Origin of the sequence: Pacificimonas aurantium (assembly GCF_020092905.1) — a bacterium.
GTDB lineage: Bacteria > Pseudomonadota > Alphaproteobacteria > Sphingomonadales > Sphingomonadaceae > Pacificimonas > Pacificimonas aurantium.
Genome location: NZ_JAGSGB010000001.1, coordinates 520,970 through 543,467 on the forward strand (window position 1 = coordinate 520,970; position 22,498 = coordinate 543,467).

Below are 22,498 nucleotides of genomic sequence, written 5' to 3' on the forward strand. Positions count from 1 at the left end.
CATGCGCATCCTGCTGACCAACGACGACGGCATTCACGCCCCCGGCCTCAAGGTACTCGAGGAAATCGCGCGCGAGCTGTCTGACGATATCTGGGTGGTCGCGCCGTCCGAGGAGCAGTCCGGCGCCGGCCACTCCCTGACCCTGACCGTGCCTGTCCGGCTGCGCGAGCATGGCGAGCGGCGCTACGCCGTCGTCGGCACGCCGACCGACAGCGTCATGATGGCGCTGGGCCACGTCATGAAGGATGTGAAGCCGGATCTGGTTCTCTCCGGGGTCAATCGCGGCGGCAACCTGGCGGAGGATGTGACCTATTCCGGCACGGTCTCGGCCGCCATGGAAGGCACGCTGTACGGCGTGCGCTCGATTGCGCTGAGCCAGGTCATGATGGACCTGACCGGCCTGGAAGCCTTCGAAACCGCGCGCGCCTGGGGCGCAAAGGTGCTCCGGCCGCTGCTGGAGATGGGCGACTGGGGCAAGGGAGTGCTCCTCAACGTCAACTTCCCGCCAGTTCCGGCAGGCGAGGTGACCGGCGTGCGCGTCGCCGAGCAAGGCTTTCGCGACCTGGGCCAGACGGCCATCGAGCAGCGCAAGGATACGCGCGGCTTCGACTATTTCTGGTTCGGGCTGGGCCGCGAATCGCCGCAGCCGGGGCATGAAACCGACCTGAAGGCGATGCGCGAGGGCGCCGTCTCGGTCACGCCGCTCCATCTCGACCTCACTCACTATCCGACCATGGACAAGCTGAGGAGCGCCCTGTCCGGCAAATAGGGCGGATCGGCGAGCGGCGGATGACGAAGCCCTGCACAAGCACGGATATTGGGATAGAGACCGGTGCGATGCGCGCCGCCCCCGTGATCCTTGCCCTCGCCTCCGCCCTCGCGGCCTGCGTCCCGCCCGACGGGCCACGCTATTCGCCGCCGTCCGAGCGTGCCCAGAGCCAAACGGCAGTGCGCGAACGCTGGCAGCCACAGGATGTCGTCACGAATGCCCGCCCGGTCGACGAGTCCAGCTATGAGGTCAGGCCGGGCGACAGCCTGTCCGTGATCGCCGAGCGCAGCGGCGCGTCGATCTCGGCGATCGCGGCCGCAAACGGTCTCGCGCCGCCCTACACCATCTTTCCGGGCCAGGAGCTTCGCATTCCGGGCGGCCGTTATCACCGCGTGAACCGGGGCGAGACCGGCATCGCCATCGCGCTTGCCTATGGCGTAGACTGGGACCGCATCGTCGCCGCAAACGGGCTCGAACCTCCCTTTCTGCTGCGCGTCGGCCAGCGCCTGCGCCTGCCCGGTAGCGGCCCCGCCTCCCCGGCGCAGCCCGGCCGGACCGAACAGACCGAAGCGGGCCGCGAACACATCCGCATGGCGGCCTTCGACATCGACATCGACGACATCATTTCCGGCGGCGAACCGGCCGGGACCGCAGACACGGTGCGCCCGCGGGAAATCGTGCCCTTCGACGGACGTTTCTCCTGGCCAGCCAAGGGACGTCTCGTCTCGGGCTATGGAGCGAAGGCCGGCGGGCTGTACAATGACGGCATCAACATCGCCGCGAGCGCGGGCGACCCCGTGCGCGCTGCCGCCTCGGGAACGGTCATCTATGCGGGAAACGGTGTCGAGGGCTGGGGCAACCTGATCCTGATCAAGCATGACGACAGCTGGGTCAGCGCCTATGCCCATAACCAGGCCTTTTACGTCGAGCGCGGCGACCGGGTGAACCTCGGCGAGCGCATCGCCGATGTGGGCCAGAGCGGCTCGGTCGACAGCCCGCAGCTTCACTTTGAGCTAAGACAAGGACGGCGGCCGGTCGATCCGCAACGCTATCTGCCGGCAGGGTAAGGAAAGGGAGCGAGAGATGAGTTGTTCGACATGGGGTCCCGCGGCCGCGGGGGGCCTCGCCCTCGCAGTCGCCCTCGGGGCCTGCACGACCACCGACCACGCGCAGATGGAAGAGGCCCAGCTGGCACGCGAGGGACGCCAGCTCGCCGAAACCTACTGCGCCAGCTGCCACGACATCGACGAAGGCACCTCGCCCCATCCGGACGCGCCGAGTTTCGCCCGCGCGGCGAACCGCTATCCGCCGGACATGCTGGGCGAGGCCTTCGCCGAGGGGATCCAGGTGGGGCATCCCGACATGCCTGTGTTCGAAATGGATGTGCCGAACATCGAGCGGCTGACCGCCTATCTGCGGACGCTGCGCGATGAGGATGGCTGAGACGCCGGGCTAGGGCAGGTCGTCGGCGATGGCGGCGGCTTCCTGCTGCGTCGCCGGGTCCTCGGGAGCCAGCTTCAGCGCCTCGCGTATCGCGCTTTCCGCCCCCGCCAGATTGCCCGCGCGCCGCTCCGCCGCCGCAAGGAGGAGCCAGGCCTCGTGCCGACCGCGGTCGTTTTGAACGGCGGCAAGCAGATCCCCGCGCGCCTCATCGAGCCGCCCGGCCGCCCCGTGCAGGCTGCCCCGGAACAGATAGGCATCGGCAGAGGCCCGCCCGTCTCCGCGGGGCAGCGCCAGGACGGCACGGTTCGCTAGGTCGAGCGCCGCGGCGCCATCGCCGCCCTCCAGCGCGGCTTCGCCGGCAAGACGGTAGAGGTCGGACGCCTGCGCGAGCCCCGTCGCCTCCGCAATGCGCGCTGCCGATTCGAAGGTCGTGCGCGCTTCGTCAGCCTTTCCCAATGCAAGCTGCGCCAGCCCGAGGCAATGACGAGCAGGGACGCCGCCCTCGAGCTGGTCGACCCATTGCCGCGCCATCCGTTCCGCCCGCGCCGGCTCGGCAGCACTCATGGCGACGCATTCGCGGTAGGCTGTCGCCTCGCTGACGGGGGGATCGTCCGCCGCCGCCGCGCCGGGCTGCGGTCCCTGTGCGGCGACCGCCGCCTGCAGGGCAGCCGCCAGCGCGATGACATGAAACATGGGCTTTATCCGTTCGGAAGAAGGTCACTGACTGTACGGACGAGGAGCGCGATATCCTCCTCTCGCGACAGCCGGTGGTCGCCGTCCTTGATCAGCGTGATGCGCACATCGTCCGCCTCCAGCGCATCGGCAAGGTCCAGGCTGATGTCCCAGGGAACGTCGGGGTCGGCCTGGCCGTGCAGCAGGCGTACCGGGCAGGTAAGCGCAATGGGCCGCCCGAGCAGGCGGCTGCGCTCGCCAGAGAGCCAGAAGGCGGAGGTCGTCACATAGGGCTCGTCGGAATAATCGGATGGTTCCTCGAGCGTCTCGCCCGCTGCAAGGACCGCCCGCTTCTCGTCCGTAAAGCCCCAGCCGGTAAAATCGGGCGCGGCAGCGATGCCGACGATGCCCGCGACCCGGTCCTTCAGCGCCAACGCCGCGAGCAGCATCAGCCAGCCGCCCATGGACGACCCGACAAGAAGGACGGGGCCGTCGATCAGCTCCTCGACCAGATGGACCACGTCGTCACGCCAGCTGTCCAGCGTCTGATCGCGGAACTCGCCGTCCGATTCGCCGCAGCCGGCATAGTCGAGCCGCAGCATCGCCCGCCCCGTCTCGGCCGCCCAGGTATCGAGTGCGGTCGCCTTGCCGCCGAGCATGTCGGACATATAGCCGGGCAGGAACACGATAGTAGGCCCTGCCCCGGTGCGGTGGCGGTAGGCCAGGCGGGTTCCCGCACGGGTTGAGAAGCGAAGTTCGGGGTCGGTCATGACCTCCGGGCGAACATCTGCCGGCCGGCAAGGTCAAGCATGATTTCCTCCGACCCGCCTCCGATCGCGTTGACGCGCACTTCGCGGTAGATGCGCTCTACCTTCGAACCGCGCAGATAGCTGGCACCGCCGAGCACTTGCGCCGCCTCGCGCGCGACCGCCTCGAGCATGCGGGTCGCCTGAACCTTCAGCATGGCGTAGTCTGCCGGCGCATCCTTCCCCTCGCGCACCTGCCAGGCGGCAAGGTCGACCCATGCCTGCGTCGTCTCGATCTGCCGGGCCATGTCGGCCAGCTTGATGCGGATGGACTGGTGCCCGACAAGCGGCTGGCCGAAGGTCTCGCGGTCCTGCGCATAGGCCGCGGCCTCCTGCAGGCACACGCGCGCATAGGCGCAGCAGCCGTGAGCCATGCCCAGCCGCTCGGAATTGAAATTCCGCATGATGCCCATGAAGCCGCCATTTTCGGGCCCGATGAGATTCTCCGGCGGCACCTCCACCTCGTCGAGGTAGATCGCGGCAGTATCCGAACAGTGCCAGCCCATCTTTTCCAGCCGGCTACGACTGACGCCCGGACTGTCCATCTCGATCAGCATCAGCGAAATGCCGCCCATGCCTGCGCCGCCGGTCCGCACGGCCGTCGTCATATAATCGGCGCGCATGCCGGAAGTGATGAACATCTTCTGGCCGGAAACGACATATTTGTTGCCGTCACGCCGGGCCGTCGTCTGGATGTTCGCGACGTCCGACCCACCCGAGGGCTCGGTGATGCCGAGCGCGATGATCTTCTCGCCGGTAAGCACCGACGGGGCGATGCGCCGCTTCATCTCCTCGCTGCCCATGGCGAGGATCGGCGGCAGGCCGATGCCGTGCGTCATCAGGCTGGCGCCGAGACCGCCGGCGCCGACCTGCGCCAGCTCGTCGGTCTGCGTCATGGTATGGAAGGCGTCGATCCCCTCGGACGTGCCGCCATATTCCTCCGGATACCCCAGGCCGAGAATGCCGGCCTCCGCAGCCTTTCTGTGAAGCGAACGGGGCAGTTCGCGCGCCTCCTCCCACTCGTCGATATGGGGGGCCACCTCCCTCTCGACGAAGCGGCGCACGGACTGCGCAATCGCATTATGGGTTTCATCGTAGAAGGGAGAGCGGGCGCGCCAGTCGTCGAACAGGGTCATGGCCACGGTCTAGCCACCCAGCGGCGGCGCCGCTGCCTCCCCAATCAGAGGGCGGGCGCAGCCATGAGGACGGGCAGTGCGGGATCGATCGTCACGACCGCCACCTCTTCCTCCTCGAGCCGCGGCGCAGCTTCTCGCGAACTGATCCGCTGCTCGAAGGACTTGGGGGCAGGCGCCACGACGCGCGCGCCGTTCGGGCCGATTTCCTGCACTTCCATGCCGCGCTGCGCGATGCCGTTCGAGCCGAAGCGGAAAATCCCGTCGATGCCGACGAAGCCGTCGGGATCGGTAAGCGCCGAGTCGGGGAAGTCCCCGCCCTCTGGCCACTCGTCCGCCAGCCCGACCGTCAGGAGGACGGCATCATAGGCAAGACTGGCGAGCCGGGACGGGCGCCCCCCGAACCGCTGTTCGAAACGCTGCGCCAAACGGGCAAATCGCGAATCGGAGACGCTGGCGAACCAGCTGCCACGCAGTCCCTCGATACGGGCGACGCGCGGATCGGCGTTCCACAGTTCGGTGCCGAGATAGCGAACGTCCCCGGGGCCGGCATCGAAACGGTCGAGGCTGGTAAGGAATTCCGCTGCGATTTCGCCGCCGTCGGCGATGAGAAGCGCGTCGAAGGCAACCGGGGGAAGCCGGTCTTCGACATTCGCCACCGTACCGTCGCGCCTGACGACGCCGCCTTCGGCCGCGCGGGCACTGCGGGCGTCATAGTCGGTCAGCCGGCGCGCGGCCCCGGCAAGGGCGGAGCGTCGACGCTCGAACGTCTCGATGGCGGTGACGCGCCCACCGGCGGAGCGCACCGCGTCGAGGAATGCCTGGCTGGCGCGGCGGCCGTAGATCCCCTGCGGAACGAGGGCGGCGAAGTCGCGCACCCCCTGGCTGCGCGCGAAGCGCACGACACGCGAAATGCTCTGATCGGGCTGGAAGCCCAGCAGGTAGACGCCGTTGCCGGCAACACCGGCATCGTTCGAAAAGCTGATGATGGGGATGCTCTCGCTACTCGCCACGCCGCGCACCTCGCGCACATGTTCGGCGAGAAGCGGCCCGAGGAAGAGCTTCGCCCCGTCAGCGACCGCGCGGCGCGCGGCGCCCGCAGCGCCACCCGAGCCCTCGGTATCGTAGGTCCTGAGCTCGATTTCCTCGCTGCCGGTATCGGCCAGCGCCATTGCCGCGGCGCTGGCCAGCGAGCGGCCGACGCGCTCATTCTGTCCGCTGAGTGGCAGCAACAGCGCCACCTGATGCGCGGGCGCCTCTTCGGGCTCAGGCGGCGGGGGCGGCGGGGCGGCTTCGGTTTCTTCGACCGGCGGGGGCGGCGGAGCGGGCTGCGCGTCGTCGTCGGAAGGGCCGAAGGACTGGCAGGCAGAGAGGGTCAGCATGGCGAGGGCGGCGCAGAGAAGCGGGCGGCCGGTCGCCACGGCTCCTTTCATGCTGGTACGTCGCTTCATCATCGCCTAGCCCCTTTACTGCCGTGGACACTTCCCAAGAACACAATGCCGATCCGTCTGCCGAAGCGGCCGCCGGGCTCTATATAGTCGCGACGCCTATCGGCAACCTGAACGACCTGACCCTGCGTGCGGCCGAGACGCTGCGCGCCGCGGTGCTGATCGGTGCGGAGGACACGCGGGTGACCGGCAAGCTTCTGAAACATATCGGTGCACGTGCCCCCATGATCCGGCATGACGAACACAGCGCCGAGCGCGCGCGTCCGGAACTGATCGAACGCGCGAAGACAGAGGCGGTTGCCATCGTGTCCGACGCCGGCACTCCGCTGATCTCCGATCCAGGGTACCGGCTGGTGCGCGAAGCGCGCGCCGCGGGCGTTCGCGTCGTCCCCGTCCCCGGCGTCTCGGCCGTGACGGCGGCGCTGTCGGGCGCAGGCCTGCCGACCGACCGCTTCCTCTTCGCCGGCTTTCCGCCGCCCAAGGAAAAGGCCCTGAAAGATAAGCTCGGCGAACTGGGACGGGTGAAGGCGACGCTCGTCTTCTACGAAACCGGACCGCGTCTCGGCCGCTTCCTGTCCGCCGCGGCAGACATTCTCGGCGAACGCGAGGCCTGCGTCGCCCGCGAGCTGACCAAGCTGCACGAGGAGTTCCTGTTTCAGCCGCTACCGGGCCTCGCCGCGCATTATGCCGAGCGCGGCCCACCGAAGGGGGAGATCGTCGTCCTGATCGGCCCACCCGAAAGCGAAGGCGGTGCCACCGGCGAAGATCTCGACGAAGCGCTTCGCGCAGCGCTGGAAAGCGCCAGTCTGAAGGATGCGGTCAAGGCAGTGACCGCGCAGCTCGGCCTGCCGCGCAGCCAGGTTTATGCCCGCGCGTTGGAACTGAAGACCGAATGAGAGCTGGGCGCGCCGAAGACCGCCGCGCCGCCGAGCGCCGTGGACGCCGCGCCGAGACCACCGCCGCCTGGTTCCTGCGGTTCAAGGGCTACCGGATTCTCGACCGAAGGGTCCGCGTCCGCGCAGGTGAAGTCGACCTGGTGGCGCGGCGGGGCGCGACGGTCGTCTTCGTCGAAGTGAAGGCACGCCCGGACGAAGCGGCGGCGGATGCCGCCATTGCGCCCGGACGTCTTAGCCGGGTGCGCGCTGCCGCCGAGCAGCTTTGGCCGCGCTACGCGGAGGGCGCGGAGGGCGCGCGCATCGACGCAGTGATCCTGCTTCCCCGCCGCTGGCCGCTTCATATTGTTGGCGTCGGCTGAGCGGCGCGGACGGACTGGCTTGCAGCCGGGCGGGCGACTAGAGAGCCCGGCATGAGCCTGAACGTCGCCGTCCAGATGGACCCCATCCAGAATGTAAAGATTGCGGGCGATTCCACCTTCGCCCTGATGCTGAAGGCGCAGGAGCGCGGCCACCGGCTGTGGCACTATCTGCCCGATGCGCTGAGCTGGGAAAGCGGACGGGTCAGGGCGCGTGCGCATCCCGTGACGGTCCGCGCCGTCGAGGGGGATCACTACCAGCTGGGCGCGCCCGAGACGATCGACCTCGGCAGCGATGCGGACGTCGTGCTGATGCGGCAGGATCCGCCGTTCGACATCGGCTACATCACGGCGACCCACCTTCTGGAGCGCCTGAAGGGCGAGACGCTGGTCGTGAACGATCCGGTCGAGGTCCGGAACGCGCCGGAAAAACTGTTCGTGCTGCGCTATGCCGACCTGATGCCGCCCACGCTGATTTCCCGCTCGCTGGAGGAAATTCGCGCCTTTCGCGACCGGCATGGGTCGATCGTCCTGAAGCCGCTGCACGGCAAGGGCGGCGAAGGGGTGTTCAAACTGGACGAAGGCGACGGCAATCTGGGGGCGCTGGTCGAACTGTTCGGCACGATTTTCGAAGAGCCGTTCATCGCCCAGGCCTTCCTCCCGGCCGTGTCGGAGGGCGACAAGCGTATCGTCCTCGTCAACGGCGAACCGGTCGGCGGGGTGAACCGATTGCCCGCAAAGGGCGAGATCCGCTCCAACTTCGCCGCGGGCGGATCGGGCGCCAGGACGGAACTGACCGAACGCGAACTGGAAATCTGCGCCCGAATTGGCCCCGACCTGAAGGACCGCGGCCTGCTGTTCGTCGGCATCGACGTGATCGGCGGCCTCCTTACAGAGATCAACGTGACGTCGCCGACAGGGATCGTCGCTATCGACCGCTATAACGGCACCGATACCCCGGCGCTGATCTGGGACGCGATCGAAGCGAAGCTTTAGCGCGGGCCCCGGCTCCCCCTGTCTGCATTTCCTTCGCTCGGTCTTGCAGGGGCATCGCGCTCCTCCGGCAGCAGCTCGAACTTGAGCAGAAGGGTGCGTTGCAGCGGGCTGAAATTGTCGTCGCTGACCAGATAGACGTAGGTGCGCTCGCCGCTGCGCCGAATGGCGATCCCCTCGAAATTGTCGGTCGCGAGCGGCGGCTTCAGGAAGGCGACCGGCTTCAGAGAGAAGCCGCCAAAGGGCTTCCCGTCTTTCGTCGTGCCCCGGCGCCACGTCAGCTCGTCGATGCGGGCGCTGACCCCGTCTGCCGGTGAGAAATGGCGGCTGAGGAGAAGCAGCCGGTCGCCGCCAAGACTGACGGCGTCGGTCGGCCGATAAGGCGCGGGCAGGCGCACCGAGACCGGCTTGGTACAAGGACGCGGTTCATTGCAGTCCCAGCGCCGAAAGGCCCGAATGCGGCCCTCGCTATTCTCGGCGCCCTCGGCGAAGAGAAAGAGGCCGCTGTCGATGCTCGTCGCCGCCTCGATGCCGCCATTGGCGGCAAGCGGCGGGTCGGCCTCGAACGGCACTTCCGACAGCACCTCGCCCAGACGACCCTCCTCGGTTACGCGGAAGGTCTGGCGCCGGTGCGACCGCTCGAACCAGACCGAGGCAGTCAGTCCGTCCTCATGGCGACGAACGTTCAGCGCTTCGGCATCCGCCAGCGGCTTGGCGATGAGGGGGGCGCCGCGGGCATCGGTCATCAGACCGATCTCTGCCTGCTCGATCCCCGTCAGCAGGCCGGATGTCTCGGCCAGGTCGAGGCGCAGCCAGTCGCCCTGGTCGGTCACGGCGAGAAAGCGGTTCCCCTCACCCAGCCAGCGGAGCCCGGAAATGCCGCCGAAGCGCTCCTCCGCCGAGGAGAGGACCAGCCCGCCGCGATAGGCAAGCCGTCCCACGCGCTCCATCGCCCGGTCCTCGGCATGCAGCGGGAGCGGCTCGGCATCGACATCGACAGGCCCGTCCTCGGCATGGGCGGCGAGGGCGGACAGACCGAACAGGAAGACGGCGAGAAGATAGGCGGTGACGCGGAATGGGGAAGCGACCGGCAGGGAGAAGCTGAGCAAGGGATACGCCTGAAACTGGATGGGACTCGGGACGAAGCTGACGACCGGCGATCTAGATGAATTTCAAGCGCCTGTCTCGACGCGATCGTACCCTTCGCGCTGCGCCGATTCCCGCGCAGGAGGGCGGCCGACCGGACGGCCCTCCTGCGCAGGTCACGACTATCCGCGGCTCAGTAACAGTAGCGGCGGCGGTCGTCGTCCTTGCCCACCTCGTGCCCGATCACGGCGCCCACGGCAGCCCCGATAATGGTCCCGGCGACCTTGTCCCCGCGCCTCGCGATCTCGTTGCCGAGGAGGCCGCCGATCGCGCCGCCCGCCAGCGTGCCGGTGTTGACGCCATTGTCCGCCCGGCAGCGCTCGTAGCTGGAATAGCGCCGGTCGTCGCGCCCATACCAGGTGCCGCGATAGTCGGACGAACTGCGGTAATAGACCGGCCGATAGTCGGTGCGATGGTCGCGGCGATAATGATGGCGGTCGCGGCTGCGGTAACGCTGCGAGGCCGCCCATTGCTGGCGCCCCTCGCGAAAGCCCTGCTGATAGGCGCTACGGGCGAACTTGGCGCGGTAGTCGCGGCGGTCGTTGCGTGCGCCGCGCCGGCCGTCGCGGAGACCGTCGAAATAGGCCGACCGGGCAAGGTCTGCGCGCCGGTCGCGATGATCGTAGCGATAGTCGCGTTCGTACCGGTCGCGGCTGTCCCAGCGGTTATCGTTCCAGTCGGCAAGGGCCGGCGTGGCGGCGAAGCCGGTCGCGGCGACGGCTCCGATGAGGAAAGGTTTCAACATGGCTGGCTACCCTTCGAATACGCGAAATACATTGGGTGTGGCCGCGGACGGGAACAGGGGACTAACAAATGCCCGCGACCACAGTTCGAAGACTGCGCCAGAGGCATTGAACGCCGACTGAATAGTATAGTCAGGAAGCGTGCAGCGTAATTCAGCGGCGACTGGCCGACGAAGATCAGGCGGCGCGGGAGCGGCCCGAAAGCTTGTCCTCGTCGAAGAGCTGGGCCAGCTGGTCGACCATCGTCCCGCCAAGTTGTTCGGCGTCCATGATGGTCACCGCACGCCGGTAATAGCGGGTGACGTCATGGCCGATGCCGATCGCGTTGAGTTCGACGGGCGAGCGAGTCTCGATCCAGTCAATCACCTGCCGAAGGTGGGTTTCCAGATAGGCGCCGCTATTCACGGACAGGGTCGAGTCGTCGACGGGCGCGCCGTCGGAGATCACCATCAGAATGCGGCGCTCCTCCGGCCGCGATACGATGCGGTTGTGCGCCCAGAGCAGCGCCTCCCCATCGATATTCTCCTTCAGCAGCCCCTCGCGCATCATCAGTCCGAGATTCTTGCGCGCCCGCCGCCACGGCTCGTCGGCCTTCTTGTAGACGATATGGCGCAGGTCGTTGAGACGCCCGGGCTTCGCGGGCCGTCCGTCCGCCAGCCATTGTTCGCGGCTGGACCCGCCCTTCCACGCCCGGGTGGTGAAGCCGAGAATTTCCGTCTTCACCGCGCAGCGTTCGAGCGTCCGGGCGAGGATGTCGGCACAGATGGCCGCGATGGAAATGGGCCGTCCGCGCATCGATCCAGAATTGTCGATCAGGAGCGTCACGACGGTATCGCGGAATTCGGTGTCGCGCTCGATCTTGTAGCTGAGCGACTGAGTGGGATTGACGACGACCCGCGCCAGCCGCGCGGTGTCGAGAAGCCCCTCCTCCTGATCGAAGTCCCAGGCGCGGTTCTGCTGCGCCAGCAGGCGGCGCTGCAGCCGGTTGGCAAGCTTTGCGACGACGCCCTGCAGGCTTGTGAGCTGCTGGTCGAGATAGACGCGAAGGCGGGCAAGCTCTTCGGGATCGCACAGCTCTTCGGCACTCAGTACCTCGTCATAGGCGGTGGTGTAGGCCTTGTAGTCGAACAGACCGGGCAGATCCTGCCACGGTGCGTTTGGCCGGAAGGGAATCATCCCGTCGTCGGCCTCGTCGCCCATTTCCGCGTCCGACAGCATGTCGTCGTCGAGTTGAGTGTCCTGCTGGCCCTCCTCGCTCTCCGACTCCTCTTCCTCGCCGCGCGTATCGGGCGCCGAATCCTGACCGGAGGACGGGCTGTCGTCACCCTCCTCCTCGTCATTCTCATCGTCGCCGTCCTGATCGTCCTGATCGTCGGAGGCCTCGTCTTCCTCGTCGGAGTCCTCGGTCTCATCCGATTCGGCCTCGCCCAAGTCGAGATCCTGAAGGATCTGTCGGGTCAGCCTGGCAAAAGCCTTCTGGTCGCCCGCGGCCTCGACCAGTTCGTCGAGGTGAAGCCCCGCACTTTCCTCGATCCAGTCGCGCACAAGACCCACGCCGGTCTCGGCCTGCTTCGGGATCGGCGCACCGGTCAGGCGTTCGCGCATGATGAGACCGACCGCGGTCGAGAGCGGGACTTCGTCGACGTCGCGCGCACGGGCAATCGGGTCCATACGCACCCGCGCATCGACCATGGCGGAAAGGTTGTCCTTGCAACCCTGCATGGCGTTCGCGCCGAGCGCCTCGATGCGCGCCTGCTCCGCCGCATTGAAGACATCGCGCGCCACTCCGGCGGCAGGCTGCGAGCTCATATGGGCGCGGCTGTCGTGATGCCGCTTCCTGAGCGCAAAGCTGTCCGCCCAGCCGCGCGCTTCGCGCACTTCGCGCTCGGGGAGTCCGCGCGGAGGCTGCGGAATCCGTCCGGCCTTGTCCGAGCCCGACGGCTTGTCGGCCGTGTAGCTGAGCTCATACTCCTCCGTACGCGCCATGGCACGCAGGGCGGCGCCGAGCGCCTGGCGGAATTCCTCGACGGGATTGGACTTGTCGTTGCTCATCGAGACCACCCGTAAGGGCTGGAGGCCGTGGCTTCAAACCTGCCGAAGGTCACAGAAGGTCACACTCGTACGCGCAGGCGCGCAAGCGACGGGCATACGCGTAGGCGCGCAAGGGACGGGCGCACCCGCCAGCGGCAGGAGGAAAGAAAAGATCCGTCTTGGAGGGCAGGCACGCCATGCGACGAAGCTTGGCCAGAGAATCCAACATTACAAGGGTGGGAGGGTGACGCAGCCGCCGGCGCGCCCCATGTGGACCCCGAACGAAGAGGAGACCCGCCCATGTACATCGCCATGAACCGCTTTCGTATCGCGAAGGGCAGCGAAGCCGACTTCGAACAGGTCTGGCGCGAGCGCGACACCTATCTGGACGGTGTGCCGGGCTACCGCGAATTCCAGCTGCTGCGCGGGCCCGAGCGGGACGACCATGTGCTCTATGCGACGCACACGGTATGGGACAGCGAAGACGCGTTCCTGGCGTGGACCAAGTCCGAGGCCTTTCGGGCGGCGCACCGCAATGCCGGCGACAACCGCGCCATGTATCTCGGCCACCCGGAACTGGAAGGTTTCACCGCCATCCTCGACTCGACCAGCTAGGCTTGTCGGCGCGGTAGATATCCTTCGCGGACGAAATGTCCCGCCATGAAACGATCGGGCGGACGCGGGAATTGAACAGGAAAGTGGCCAGGCGCGCGGCGCCGGTCGTTCACCCGAGTTCGAAAGGTTTCATCATGAAAGTTCTTATCGCAGGCGCCACCGGACATACCGGCCTCCGTCTTACCCGCCAGCTGGCGGAGGCGGGGCACACCCCGGTCGCCCTGGTACGCGAAAGCTCCGACACCAGCTCCCTTCCCGAAGGTACGGAGCTGAGGCAGGGCGACCTGACCGACCTGCAAGGGGGCGAGTGCGACGGCGTCGAAGCGGTGGTCTTCGCCGCCGGCTCCGGCAGCAGCACCGGACCCGACATGACCGACAAGGTCGACCGCGACGGCGCCAAACGGCTGGTCGACATCGCGGCGAAGTCGGATGCGGACAAGTTCATCATGCTGAGCGCCGTCGGCGCCGGTAATCCGCCCTTCGAAGGCGATCTTGCCCATTATATGGACGCCAAGCACGAGGCCGACGAGCATCTGATGGCGTCGGGGCTGACCTACACCATCGTGCGCCCCGTGGCGCTGACCCAGGAAGACGGCGACCGGAAGGTACGCCTGGGCGACGACGTCGATGTCGAGGGCAAGGCCGCGCGCGGCGACGTCGCGGCGATCATGGCGCAGGCGCTGGTCGATCCGCGACTGGAAAACCGCGCCTTTCACATGGAATCACTTGCCGCCTAAACTCGCAAGCCAACTTCACCGCGCCTCGATCCCCCGCTAGGCTGCGCCCTCGGCGCCGGCTGGCGGGAGGGTCGAACATGCGCAAACAGGCGAAGGCGGTTTATGGCTGGCTGAACCAGCAACACATCATGCAGCGCGAGGAGTATCGCGCCGCCGTCGACAGCCTGAACCTGTTCTTCGGGGCCATTGTCGGCGTCGCCTTCGCGCGGATCGAGAGCATGGCGACGGCGGACTATACTCTCCTTCTGGTCATGACGGCGGTGCTAATCGCCGCCATCCTGACCGTCGCGAACAGTCGCCGCCGTCTCTACAGCGCCTTCGGCATGCTGCTGATGTTCGCAGCATATCATTATCTGTTCATCTACGAGGAAGCCGTCGGCGCCATCCCCGAAACCCTGTTTCCAACGCTGTGCGTCTGGGGTGCATTGATGCTGCTGTACGAATTCAGCCCCCGCGAGCGGGACCGCGCGCCTACCGATCCGGCTGACTAGCGACCGCGGAAGAGGGCAATGCCTCAGCCCCCGTCGTGAGGAACTGCTCGATCGCCGCGTTGAATTCCTGACCGCGGTCGGAATTGGTCATGAAGACAAAGCCCATGCGCCGCTGCGGAAAGATTATGTAGCCCGACTGGAATTCGCCGTTGTTGCCGCCATGCTCGTAGCGCGTGCCGTAAGGCGTGGGTTCGATGGCGATCCCCAGCCCCCATCCGGTTTCGCCGGTAATCCGGTGATTTTCACTGTCCAGCGGCACCTGGGTATGTTTGGCGAACATGTCGCGATGCGCCTCGGGCGACAGCCCCTCACCCTCCATCAGGGCGATCAGGAAGCGGGCGAACTCGGGCGCATTGGTGTGCAGCCGGCCCGCGGCGCCGAACGTCAGCGGCGTATCGTCGGGATAAGATCGCGGCCATACCTCGTCCGACGGCTCGCGCCCGAAATGTCCGGTCACCTTATGCTCGGCGACATAGTCGGTGCGGATGAACGAAGACTGCGTCATGCCGAGCGGCTCTGCCACCTCCCGCTGGAACACGCCGTCTAGAGTCGTCATGTCGGTATCCGTCAGCTTCGCCACGACTTCGGACAGATAGGCGTAGCCTTCACCCGAATAGGTGTAGGTCCCCGGATCGGCCTTCATATACATGGTGCCACGCTGGATACCCCAGCTCTCCGGCGCCGGGTCGAACCAGCGCCAGTTGGGAAAGCCGGTGCGATGCGACAGCGCCATCCGGGCCGTTATCTCGCGGTAACGCGGATCGTGAGCCAGCTCCTCCATCGGCAGATATTCGTGCAGCGGCCTGTCGAGGTCGATGATGCCGCGGTCGGCAAGCCGCATCACCATATAGGCAAAGACGGTCTTCGACATGGAGGCCGCCTCGAAAACGGAGCCGTCCTCAACCGGCCTGCCGGTAGCCGTGTTCGCAAGGCCGCGCGCGTCCTCGTAAACGATTTCGCCATCGTCGAAGACGGCCACGGTGAGCCCCGGCATGTCGAGGTCACGCATCTGCCGCTCGACGAAGGCATCGATCTGGCGAACCGAAAGCGGCTTTCCGCTGGCAGTCACGAAATCGGCGTCCTCGGCCTCCGCAGAGGCCGGAACCTCCGCAGACGCCAGGCGCCCGGGCGCGGCGGCGGGCGCGCAGGCAGCAACGGCGAGAGCCGACAAGGCGGCGAAAGCAGGCAGGGCGGACAGGGCGCGGCGGCCCGAAATATCAATCATTCCGGCTTGATAGCCGATGAGTACCGTCAAACCAGAGCGTCCGTCGAACGCCGAGGAGCATTCGTGGAAAAGCGCGCGCCTATTTGCGCGCCTGGCCGACGATGCTTTCGGGCAGGTCCTCCCCGAAAACGCGCTGGTAATATTCCGCCACCAGAGGCCGCTCCAGCTCGTCGCACTTGTTGAGGAAGCTGACGCGGAAGGCGAAGCCCAGATCGCCGAAAATGCCCGAATTCTGCGCCCAGGTAAGCACGGTCCGGGGGCTCATCACCGTCGAGATGTCGCCGTTCATGAAGCCCTGCCGCGTCAGGTCGGCGACCTGCACCATTCGCTCGATCTTCTCGCGCCCCTCTCCGCCGGAGAAGGAGTCGCCCGCCTTTGCATGGACGATATCGATCTCGTGATCGGCATCGAGATAGTTGAGCGTCGTGACGATGTTCCAGCGGTCCATCTGACCCTGGTTGATCTGCTGGGTGCCGTGATAGAGCCCCGACGTATCGCCCAGGCCGATCGTGTTCGACGTGGCGAACAGGCGAAAGAACGGGTTCGGCCGGATGACGCGGTTCTGGTCGAGTAGCGTCAGCTTGCCCTCGACCTCAAGGATGCGCTGGATCACGAACATGACGTCGGGACGGCCGGCATCATATTCGTCGAACACGAGCGCGACCGGATGCTGAAGCGCCCAGGGCAGCAGCCCCTCGCGGAACTCGGTGACCTGCTGGCCGTCGCGAAGAACGATCGCATCCTTGCCGACCAGGTCGATACGGCTGATATGCGAATCGAGGTTGATGCGGATGCAGGGCCAGTTCAGCCGCGCCGCCACCTGCTCGATATGCGTGGACTTGCCGGTGCCGTGATAGCCCTGGACCATGACGCGCCGGTTGAAGGCGAAGCCCGCGAGGATCGCCATCGTCGTGTCGGGATCGAACACATAGTCCGGGTCCATGTCGGGCACGCGCTCGTCCGCCTGGCTGAAGGCCGGGATCTTCAGGTCGATATCGACGCCGAAGGTCTGGCGCGCATCGACCTCCGTGTCGGGCGCGGTCATCAGCGTGGAACTGTCTTCGTTCTGCGCGGTGCTCTGGGCGGGAAGGGTTGCCATACGGCTCCTCTAGACGTTTTCGCGGGTCTGTGCGGCTGGGGAATCTAAGGGTTCAGGAAAAGGCGGGGCTGCGCCGCAGTTGCGTATAGGCATCGATCACGGCCTGCAACTCGCCTTCATGCGACCGGTCGCCGCCGTTCATGTCCGGATGGAAGCGGCGCACCAGCTCCTTGTAGCGGGCGCGGATGTCGCGCATCGAGGCCTTGCGGTCGAGGCCGAACGCCTCGAGCGCGCGGTGGTCCTCGGGTGACAGGCGAACGCCGCTGTCGGCTGCGGTCTCCGGAAACACGTCGGGACCGAAGCGGCCGCGCATGATGCCGAGCTCGTCGTCGAACGCACCTGCGTAGGCGTTCGACGCAAAGGCCGAGGTCGCGCGATCCCAGGTGCGCTGGCTCTTGCGCGCGTCGTCCCCGCGCCAGGAATAGCCGGCGTTGAACTCGCGCACATGGTCGAGACAGAAATACTGCCAGTCGGGGGGACCGTCGCCGCTGCCGCTGCCGGACCGGGGCGCACGGAACTCGCCGGGTTCCCGGCAGCCGGGGCGTTCGCAGAGCCCGTCGCGCTCGACCCTGCCATGGAACCGCTCGCGGCGGCGGCGGGGCGGGGAATCTTTGTCCGGGCGGCTTCCGTGTCCTTCGCTCACCAAGCCCCATATAGGAGCCGAACAGAGCTGTGAAAGGAGCGGATTATGGCAAGCGGACAGGTAGAGGCCGAGATGACCCGGCGGCTGGAAGCCGCACTGGCGCCGGACCGGCTGACCGTCAAAAACGAGAGCGCGCTGCATGCCGGCCATGCCGGCGACGACGGCAGCGGCGAGAGCCATTTCGCGGTGGAGATCGCCGCGTCGCGGTTCGAGGGGCTGTCGCGGGTGGCAAGGCAGCGCGCGGTGTTCAACGCGCTCGGCGACCTGATGGACCGGATCCACGCGCTGCGGATCAAGGCGGAGGCGCCCTGAGCCCGGCCCTATGCGAGTCCGGCCGCTGTCAGAACTGGTGGCCGGTGCGGTCGCGCTTGGTAGCCAGATAGCCCTCGTTGAGCGGCCCATGGCCGGCCACCAGAGGAACGCGCTCGGTCACGTCGATACCGAGCGCCGACAGGCCGCTGACCTTGCCGGGATTGTTGGTAAGGAGCCGGATCGATGAGACGCCGAGCATCTTCAGCATGGCTGCGGCGATGCCGAAATCGCGCTCGTCGATTTCGAAGCCGAGGCGCAGATTGGCATCGACCGTGTCATAGCCCTGGTCCTGAAGGGCGTAGGCGCGCAGCTTGTTGATCAGGCCGATGCCGCGCCCCTCCTGCTGGAGATACAGGAGGATGCCGCCGCCGGCCTCGGTCATCGCCGCAACGGCCGCGTGGAGCTGGTCGCCGCAGTCGCATTTCAGGCTGCCGAGCACGTCCCCGGTGAGGCAGGCGCTGTGCAGCCGGGTCAGCGGCGTGCCCCGGTCCCAGCGGCCGACGAGAAGCGCGAGATGCTCGGGTCCGCCGGGACTGCGGAAGGCGACGACGCGCCCGTCCTCGGCGCCCTTTACCGGCAGCTTCGCGCGGCCGATTTCCCGCAAGGTCTCGGGCGCCCGTAGCGACATGATCTCAGCCGCGGGAACCGACAGCAACTCCGCGTCGGCAGGACGTGCCGCCCGCACATGCAGGGCAGGCAGCAATCCTGCCAGCTTTGCCGCCTGCAAAGCGGCAGCAGCCAGCGAATCGTCGCCGACCGGCCGGGTGCTGAACGGGCCCTTCAGCGGCGAAGACAAGTCGAGAACGGGGTCGGCGACGGCAACCGAGCCGGCCGCGTCGATCCAGTCGGGCCGGGCAAGCCTGACGGCGCGCATGCCCGCCGCGGGCCGCTGGTTGGCGAGGTTGAGCGACTGGGCGCGCTTGTCGGTAATGAGGAGGTCGGCGCGGCCGTCGCCGTCGAACAGGGACAGCGCCTCTTCGGTGGCAAGCTCGACACTGAGCACCGCCAGTCCGTCAGCGCCGCCGATGAGGACGGCGCGGCCGCGTTTCAACTCGTCGAGGACGCGCTCCGCGGCGACGGACATGACCTTCAGAGCTCCAGCTCGGTGATCAGCGGAATATGGTCGGAGGGCCGGTCCCAGGACCGCGCATCCTCGAGCACCCGGTGGGCCTTTACCTGGGATTTCAGCTCGGGCGAGACCCAGACATGGTCGAGCCGGCGGCCCCGGTCGGACTTCCTCCAGTCCTTCGCCCGGTAGCTCCACCAGGTGTAGAGCCGCTCGGGCGCGGCAACGAATTCGCGGCCGATGTCGACCCAGTCGTTGCTGGCGCGCAGCCGTTCCATGGTTTCACATTCGAGCGGCGTATGGCTGACGACACCGAGAAGCTGCTTGTGGCTCCAGACGTCGCATTCCAGCGGCGCGATGTTGAAATCGCCCATCATGATCGTCGGCACGTCGAGCGCCTCCGACCAGCGGATCATGCGCTCATAGAAGTCGAGCTTCTGGCCGAATTTGGGATTTTCCTCGCGATCGGGGACGTCGCCGCCCGCGGGAATATAGACATTCTCCAAAAGCACGCCGTTCGGAAGGCGAACGCCGATATGCCGCGCCTCGCCATTGTCCTGCCAGTCGTAGCGGCGCTCCTCCTGCAGCGGCACCTTCGAGAGAATGGCGACGCCGTGGTGCATGGGCTGGCCATGCAGGTAGCGGTGGACATAGCCGGCCTCTTCGAAGTCGGCGTGCGGAAACTGGCTGTCGCGAACCTTCGTTTCCTGCAGGCAGATGATGTCCGGCGCCTCCGCTTCGATCAGCTGCCCCACGATAGGCAGCCGCGCGCGGACCGAATTGATATTCCAGCTGGCGAGTTTGAGTGTGGGCATGGCCGCCTGCTAGCAGGCGGTCCGTGCCTTTTCCAAGCATCGCGACGCGCCGGAGCGCAGGCACCCCTCAGCGGCGGCGGCGCGGCCCGCGCGGATCGGTGTAGCGAAAGGCGTTTTTCGGCAGGTCGACGTTGAACTTCACGTCGGAGAGGACGACGCGGGTGTTGTTGCCCTGGGAATCGACGACGTTCCAGCCGTGCAGCAGCAGGTCGCCCGGCGCGGCGCCATCGCGCTCGAAGAACAGAGTGATGATGCCATATTCGGGATGCTTCCGGTCGCGCGCCTCGATCACCAGCGCATCGGCCGAGGAGGATTTCACTTCGGCGAACTTGGCCAGCTCGGCATTCGGGTCGAGCAGAACCGAGAGCGGCGTCTCCCCGATGGGATAGCGCTGCACCTGGTCGACCTCATAGTCGACGACATCGAGGCTGCGCCCGTTCGCGACGACGAGAAGGGGAATGCCCTTCTGATACTGGAAGCGGATCTTTCCGGGACGCTCCAGATAGAGACGGCCATTGACCGTGCGGCCGTCGGCGCCGGTCTGCGAAAAGCGCGCCGTCATCGTATCGGTCGCCTGCAGGTGCGAGGTGAGCTGCTGCAGCGTCGCGGAGGCCGGTTGGGCGGCGACTGCGGTCAGCAGCGCAAGCATGGCGAGGAGCTTCTTCATCTTGATAGAACAGCCTTTGCAACAAGAACTGGTCCGGGATCTAACAGACCCCGGTTGAACGGGATTTGAATTGCGCCGGGATGAACGAAACCGGGCTGAACGAAAAGGACCTTTCCCGGCAAGAAGTTCCGGAGAAAAATACTGGAATCGTCATACAATATGCGCCAAGCGGTACGGCGATGGAACGAAGCGACGATCTGGCAGAGTTGCTGACCGCGCTTGCGAGCGGCGACCGCAACGCCCTGAGCCCGCTTTATTCCCGTACGTCCGCCAAGCTGTTCGGCGTGATCCTGCCGATCGTGAAAGACCGCGACGAAGCCGAAGAAATCCTGCAGCAGGTTTATGTCTCCGTCTGGAAGGGCGCGCGCACTTATGACAGCGGCAAGGGCGCGGTGATCACCTGGCTGTGCACCATCGCGCGCAACCGCGCCATCGACTGGATGCGCAAGGAAAGCTCGACCCCGCCCTTCGCCATGTGGGACCGGTCGGTCGCCGACCAGTCGCCCAATGCCGAGGCCCTGGCGTTCCAGGCCGACGAGGAACGCCTTCTGGCCGAGTGCCTCGATTCACTGGAAGACCGGCATCGCAGCGCGATCCACCGCGCCTTTTTCGAAGGCGCAACCTATGCAACGCTCGCCAAGCGAGATTCGGTGCCGCTGGGAACGATGAAAAGCCGCATCCGGCGGACGCTTCTGCGGCTGAAAGAGTGTCTGGAGCCATGAGCGACGGCATTCCCGCCCCCGACAGACCGTCGATCGACGCAGCCGAGTTCGTCCTCGGCCTGCTGTCCGACGCGGAGCATCAGCAGGCGCGCGTTCGCCTGCAAACGGACGAGGCGTTCCGCAGGGAGGTCGCGCGCTGGGAACGGTTCGTCGCGCCGCTCTTCGAAGACAGTCCCGAAATCGCGCCCTCCGAAGAGGTGTTGGCGAGCCTGAAGCGGCGCCTCGACCGGGGCGGCGCGCTGCGGCGCGCAAGCAACGACAATCCGAAGAACGTCGTGCCCGCCTTCTGGCGTAATTACGGCGTTGCGATGACGTTTATCGCGGCCACGCTGGGCGCCTTCCTGCTGCTCGACACCCCGGAAAGGCCCGAACATGGGACATATATGCCGCCGACCGGCGCCGAGGCCCCGGCGAGGCCGCAGGGACCGGCCGAAGTGCTGGCCGCGAGGGTGTCGCCCGAAGAGGGCATTCCGGTCGCGGTGATCACCTATCTGCCCGACAGCGGCGAACTGGTCGTTGCGCCCGTGTCGATCGCGGCGGGCAGCGAGCAGGTTCCGGAACTCTGGTTCATCCCGGGCGACGGAACACCGAGGTCGCTAGGCCTGATCGATGCCGCCGACGGTGCGCGCGTGCAGCTTCCGGACGGGTTCGACCGGGAGGCCACTCTCGCCATCTCCATCGAGCCTGAAGGGGGGTCGCCGACGGGGGCGCCCACAGGCCCGATTGTCGGCACCGGCACGCTGTCGGCCATCTGATCAAACGAAGCCGGCACCGGGCGGGTTCCAGACTTAACAGCGCTTAACAAAAGATAGCATTTTCAAATGCATCCGAACCGCTGAACGGCTCGTACCTCCTTTCGCACCCTAGTTGCTTACCGGGTGTGGAGGACGAAAAGCCCCGCGGTCCCTTCCCGATCGCCGCGGGTGGATTGCCCTTCTCATTTGTGAGGGAGCGCGCCCCGGCAATCCGACCCCCCGTCGGGGCCGCTTTCCCCTCGCAATTCACAAATGAGGGAGAAACTTTCAGTGACATTTTCAACGACGCGGGCAGCGCTTCTGTCCATGACCGGCGCCGCCGCCCTGCTGACGGGCACGGCTGCCTTCGCGGACGAGACCGCCCCCTGCAATGACGGAACCGGCACGGCCAGTACCGAATGCGGCACCGATTCCGAGACGGACGGCGCGGCAGGCGCAACCGCAGTCGGAAATGGCGCGATTGCAACCGGGACCGACGCTGTCGCTGTCGGTTCGGACGATGCCGGCAGCGCTCCGGCCACCGCAACCGGTCCCTCCACCGTCGCCGTCGGCGGCGAATCCAGCGCCACGACGCCGGGCGCTACCGCCGTTGGCTGGCAGGCCGACGCATCGGGCGCGATGGGCACGGCCCTCGGCCACCAGACCACCGCCTCCGGCGACCAGTCGGTAGCCGTGGGCGAGGATGCGGTTGCCGATGACAGTAATGCCATCGCCATCGGCAACAAGTCCGTGGCGACGGGCGGCGATGCCATCGCCATCGGCGGCAACCGCGACTTCGTCGATGCAGATGGCGACGGTATCGACGACAATGGGAATCAGGCGGCAGTCGCGACCGGCCCCTCGACCACGGCCGTCGGTGGGCAGTCGAATGCAACCGGCCCGGGCGCAACCTCCTATGGCTGGCGTGCAGATGCC

25 protein-coding genes and 1 pseudogene are annotated in these 22,498 nt (G+C 66.8%); 13 read left to right on the forward strand and 13 right to left on the reverse strand.

Annotation, left to right across the window (positions count from 1 at the left end; translation table 11 throughout):
- The first annotated feature begins 1 nt into the window (after window position 1).
- The 3 genes from surE (at window position 2) to KCN53_RS02585 (ending at window position 2,212) form a co-directional block, all read left to right on the forward strand.
- A complete protein-coding gene (gene surE, locus KCN53_RS02575; protein ID WP_088711580.1) occupies window positions 2-769 on the forward strand; it encodes a 5'/3'-nucleotidase SurE in 768 nt (255 codons plus the stop codon).
- 68 nt (window positions 770-837) lie between these two features.
- Window positions 838-1,836, forward strand: a complete 999-nt coding sequence (locus KCN53_RS02580) for a M23 family metallopeptidase (RefSeq protein WP_088711579.1) — start codon at window positions 838-840, stop codon at window positions 1,834-1,836.
- Window positions 1,837-1,852: 16 nt separating this feature from the next.
- Window positions 1,853-2,212, forward strand: a complete 360-nt coding sequence (locus KCN53_RS02585; protein ID WP_172406175.1) for a c-type cytochrome — start codon at window positions 1,853-1,855, stop codon at window positions 2,210-2,212.
- A 9-nt stretch (window positions 2,213-2,221) separates the two neighbouring features.
- On the opposite strand, the gene KCN53_RS02590 is transcribed toward KCN53_RS02585, so the two are convergent.
- From KCN53_RS02590 to KCN53_RS02605, 4 genes are read right to left on the reverse strand one after another with little or no spacing between them, the layout of a single operon-like run.
- Entirely contained in the window at window positions 2,222-2,905 is a 684-nt protein-coding gene (locus KCN53_RS02590) for a tetratricopeptide repeat protein (RefSeq protein ID WP_088711578.1), read from the reverse strand.
- Window positions 2,906-2,910: 5 nt separating this feature from the next.
- Window positions 2,911-3,654 carry an alpha/beta hydrolase gene (locus KCN53_RS02595; RefSeq protein ID WP_088711577.1) on the reverse strand — a complete coding sequence of 248 codons (744 nt, stop codon included), beginning with the start codon at window positions 3,652-3,654 and terminating at the stop codon, window positions 2,911-2,913.
- A complete protein-coding gene (locus tag KCN53_RS02600) occupies window positions 3,651-4,826 on the reverse strand; it encodes an acyl-CoA dehydrogenase family protein (RefSeq protein WP_088711576.1) in 1,176 nt (391 codons plus the stop codon). The genes KCN53_RS02595 and KCN53_RS02600 overlap by 4 nt, the downstream gene beginning before the upstream one ends.
- Window positions 4,827-4,870: 44 nt before the next feature.
- Window positions 4,871-6,277, reverse strand: a complete 1,407-nt coding sequence (locus KCN53_RS02605; protein ID WP_088711575.1) for a penicillin-binding protein activator — start codon at window positions 6,275-6,277, stop codon at window positions 4,871-4,873.
- Between the two features lie 20 nt (window positions 6,278-6,297).
- Between KCN53_RS02605 and rsmI the strand changes: the two genes are divergently transcribed.
- From rsmI to gshB, 3 genes are read left to right on the forward strand one after another with little or no spacing between them, the layout of a single operon-like run.
- Window positions 6,298-7,167 (forward strand): 16S rRNA (cytidine(1402)-2'-O)-methyltransferase, encoded by an 870-nt coding sequence (gene rsmI, locus KCN53_RS02610; protein ID WP_088711574.1) that lies wholly within the window; start codon window positions 6,298-6,300, stop codon window positions 7,165-7,167.
- On the forward strand, window positions 7,164-7,526 hold the full coding sequence (locus KCN53_RS02615; protein ID WP_088711573.1) for a YraN family protein: 363 nt from the start codon (window positions 7,164-7,166) through the stop codon (window positions 7,524-7,526). The genes rsmI and KCN53_RS02615 overlap by 4 nt, the downstream gene beginning before the upstream one ends.
- 51 nt (window positions 7,527-7,577) lie before the next feature.
- Complete coding sequence (gene gshB, locus KCN53_RS02620; protein WP_088711572.1) at window positions 7,578-8,519, forward strand: glutathione synthase; 942 nt, start codon at window positions 7,578-7,580, stop codon at window positions 8,517-8,519.
- Here gshB and KCN53_RS02625 read toward each other — a convergent pair.
- From KCN53_RS02625 to cobT, 3 genes are all read right to left on the reverse strand, one after another.
- A complete protein-coding gene (locus KCN53_RS02625) occupies window positions 8,516-9,625 on the reverse strand; it encodes an esterase-like activity of phytase family protein (RefSeq protein WP_088711571.1) in 1,110 nt (369 codons plus the stop codon). The two genes, gshB and KCN53_RS02625, sit on opposite strands and share 4 nt — an antisense overlap.
- 170 nt (window positions 9,626-9,795) lie before the next feature.
- The gene (locus KCN53_RS02630; RefSeq protein WP_088711570.1) at window positions 9,796-10,407 is read right to left on the reverse strand and encodes a glycine zipper 2TM domain-containing protein; all 612 of its coding nucleotides are present in this window, start codon (window positions 10,405-10,407) and stop codon (window positions 9,796-9,798) included.
- Between the two features lie 175 nt (window positions 10,408-10,582).
- Entirely contained in the window at window positions 10,583-12,457 is a 1,875-nt protein-coding gene (cobT, locus tag KCN53_RS02635; protein WP_088713334.1) for a cobaltochelatase subunit CobT, read from the reverse strand.
- 279 nt (window positions 12,458-12,736) lie between these two features.
- Between cobT and KCN53_RS02640 the strand changes: the two genes are divergently transcribed.
- From KCN53_RS02640 to KCN53_RS02650, 3 genes are all read left to right on the forward strand, one after another.
- Window positions 12,737-13,051, forward strand: coding sequence for an antibiotic biosynthesis monooxygenase family protein (locus KCN53_RS02640; RefSeq protein WP_088711569.1), 315 nt, complete (start codon window positions 12,737-12,739; stop codon window positions 13,049-13,051).
- Between the two features lie 134 nt (window positions 13,052-13,185).
- A complete protein-coding gene (locus tag KCN53_RS02645; protein WP_088713333.1) occupies window positions 13,186-13,788 on the forward strand; it encodes an SDR family oxidoreductase in 603 nt (200 codons plus the stop codon).
- 77 nt (window positions 13,789-13,865) lie between these two features.
- Complete coding sequence (locus KCN53_RS02650) at window positions 13,866-14,279, forward strand: hypothetical protein (protein ID WP_088711568.1); 414 nt, start codon at window positions 13,866-13,868, stop codon at window positions 14,277-14,279.
- Here KCN53_RS02650 and KCN53_RS02655 read toward each other — a convergent pair.
- From KCN53_RS02655 to KCN53_RS02665, 3 genes are all read right to left on the reverse strand, one after another.
- Window positions 14,260-15,504 (reverse strand): serine hydrolase domain-containing protein, encoded by a 1,245-nt coding sequence (locus KCN53_RS02655; protein WP_143712176.1) that lies wholly within the window; start codon window positions 15,502-15,504, stop codon window positions 14,260-14,262. The genes KCN53_RS02650 and KCN53_RS02655 overlap by 20 nt on opposite strands.
- A gap of 79 nt (window positions 15,505-15,583) precedes the next feature.
- Window positions 15,584-16,603 (reverse strand): cobaltochelatase subunit CobS, encoded by a 1,020-nt coding sequence (gene cobS / locus KCN53_RS02660; RefSeq protein ID WP_088711566.1) that lies wholly within the window; start codon window positions 16,601-16,603, stop codon window positions 15,584-15,586.
- Window positions 16,604-16,655: 52 nt separating this feature from the next.
- Entirely contained in the window at window positions 16,656-17,246 is a 591-nt protein-coding gene (locus KCN53_RS02665) for a J domain-containing protein (protein ID WP_088711565.1), read from the reverse strand.
- 45 nt (window positions 17,247-17,291) lie between these two features.
- Here KCN53_RS02665 and KCN53_RS02670 point away from each other — a divergent pair, with 45 nt between their 5' ends.
- The gene (locus KCN53_RS02670; protein WP_088711564.1) at window positions 17,292-17,558 is read left to right on the forward strand and encodes a BolA family protein; all 267 of its coding nucleotides are present in this window, start codon (window positions 17,292-17,294) and stop codon (window positions 17,556-17,558) included.
- A 28-nt stretch (window positions 17,559-17,586) separates the two neighbouring features.
- Here KCN53_RS02670 and ribA read toward each other — a convergent pair whose 3' ends face one another.
- The 3 genes from ribA to KCN53_RS02685 form a co-directional block, all read right to left on the reverse strand.
- Entirely contained in the window at window positions 17,587-18,642 is a 1,056-nt protein-coding gene (gene ribA, locus KCN53_RS02675; RefSeq protein WP_088711563.1) for a GTP cyclohydrolase II, read from the reverse strand.
- Between the two features lie 5 nt (window positions 18,643-18,647).
- Window positions 18,648-19,439 (reverse strand): exodeoxyribonuclease III, encoded by a 792-nt coding sequence (xth, locus tag KCN53_RS02680; protein WP_088711562.1) that lies wholly within the window; start codon window positions 19,437-19,439, stop codon window positions 18,648-18,650.
- 67 nt (window positions 19,440-19,506) lie between these two features.
- A complete protein-coding gene (locus KCN53_RS02685) occupies window positions 19,507-20,106 on the reverse strand; it encodes a LolA family protein (RefSeq protein WP_088711561.1) in 600 nt (199 codons plus the stop codon).
- 179 nt (window positions 20,107-20,285) lie between these two features.
- On the opposite strand from KCN53_RS02685, the gene KCN53_RS02690 reads away from it, so the two are divergent.
- The 3 genes and pseudogenes from KCN53_RS02690 to KCN53_RS16230 form a co-directional block, all read left to right on the forward strand.
- Complete coding sequence (locus KCN53_RS02690) at window positions 20,286-20,828, forward strand: sigma-70 family RNA polymerase sigma factor (protein ID WP_088713332.1); 543 nt, start codon at window positions 20,286-20,288, stop codon at window positions 20,826-20,828.
- Entirely contained in the window at window positions 20,825-21,583 is a 759-nt protein-coding gene (locus KCN53_RS02695) for an anti-sigma factor (protein ID WP_088711560.1), read from the forward strand. Before KCN53_RS02690 ends, KCN53_RS02695 begins: the two co-directional genes overlap by 4 nt.
- Window positions 21,584-21,889: 306 nt before the next feature.
- Window positions 21,890-22,480, forward strand: a pseudogene (locus KCN53_RS16230) (hypothetical protein); the annotation flags it as partial.
- Window positions 22,481-22,498: the final 18 nt, after the last annotated feature.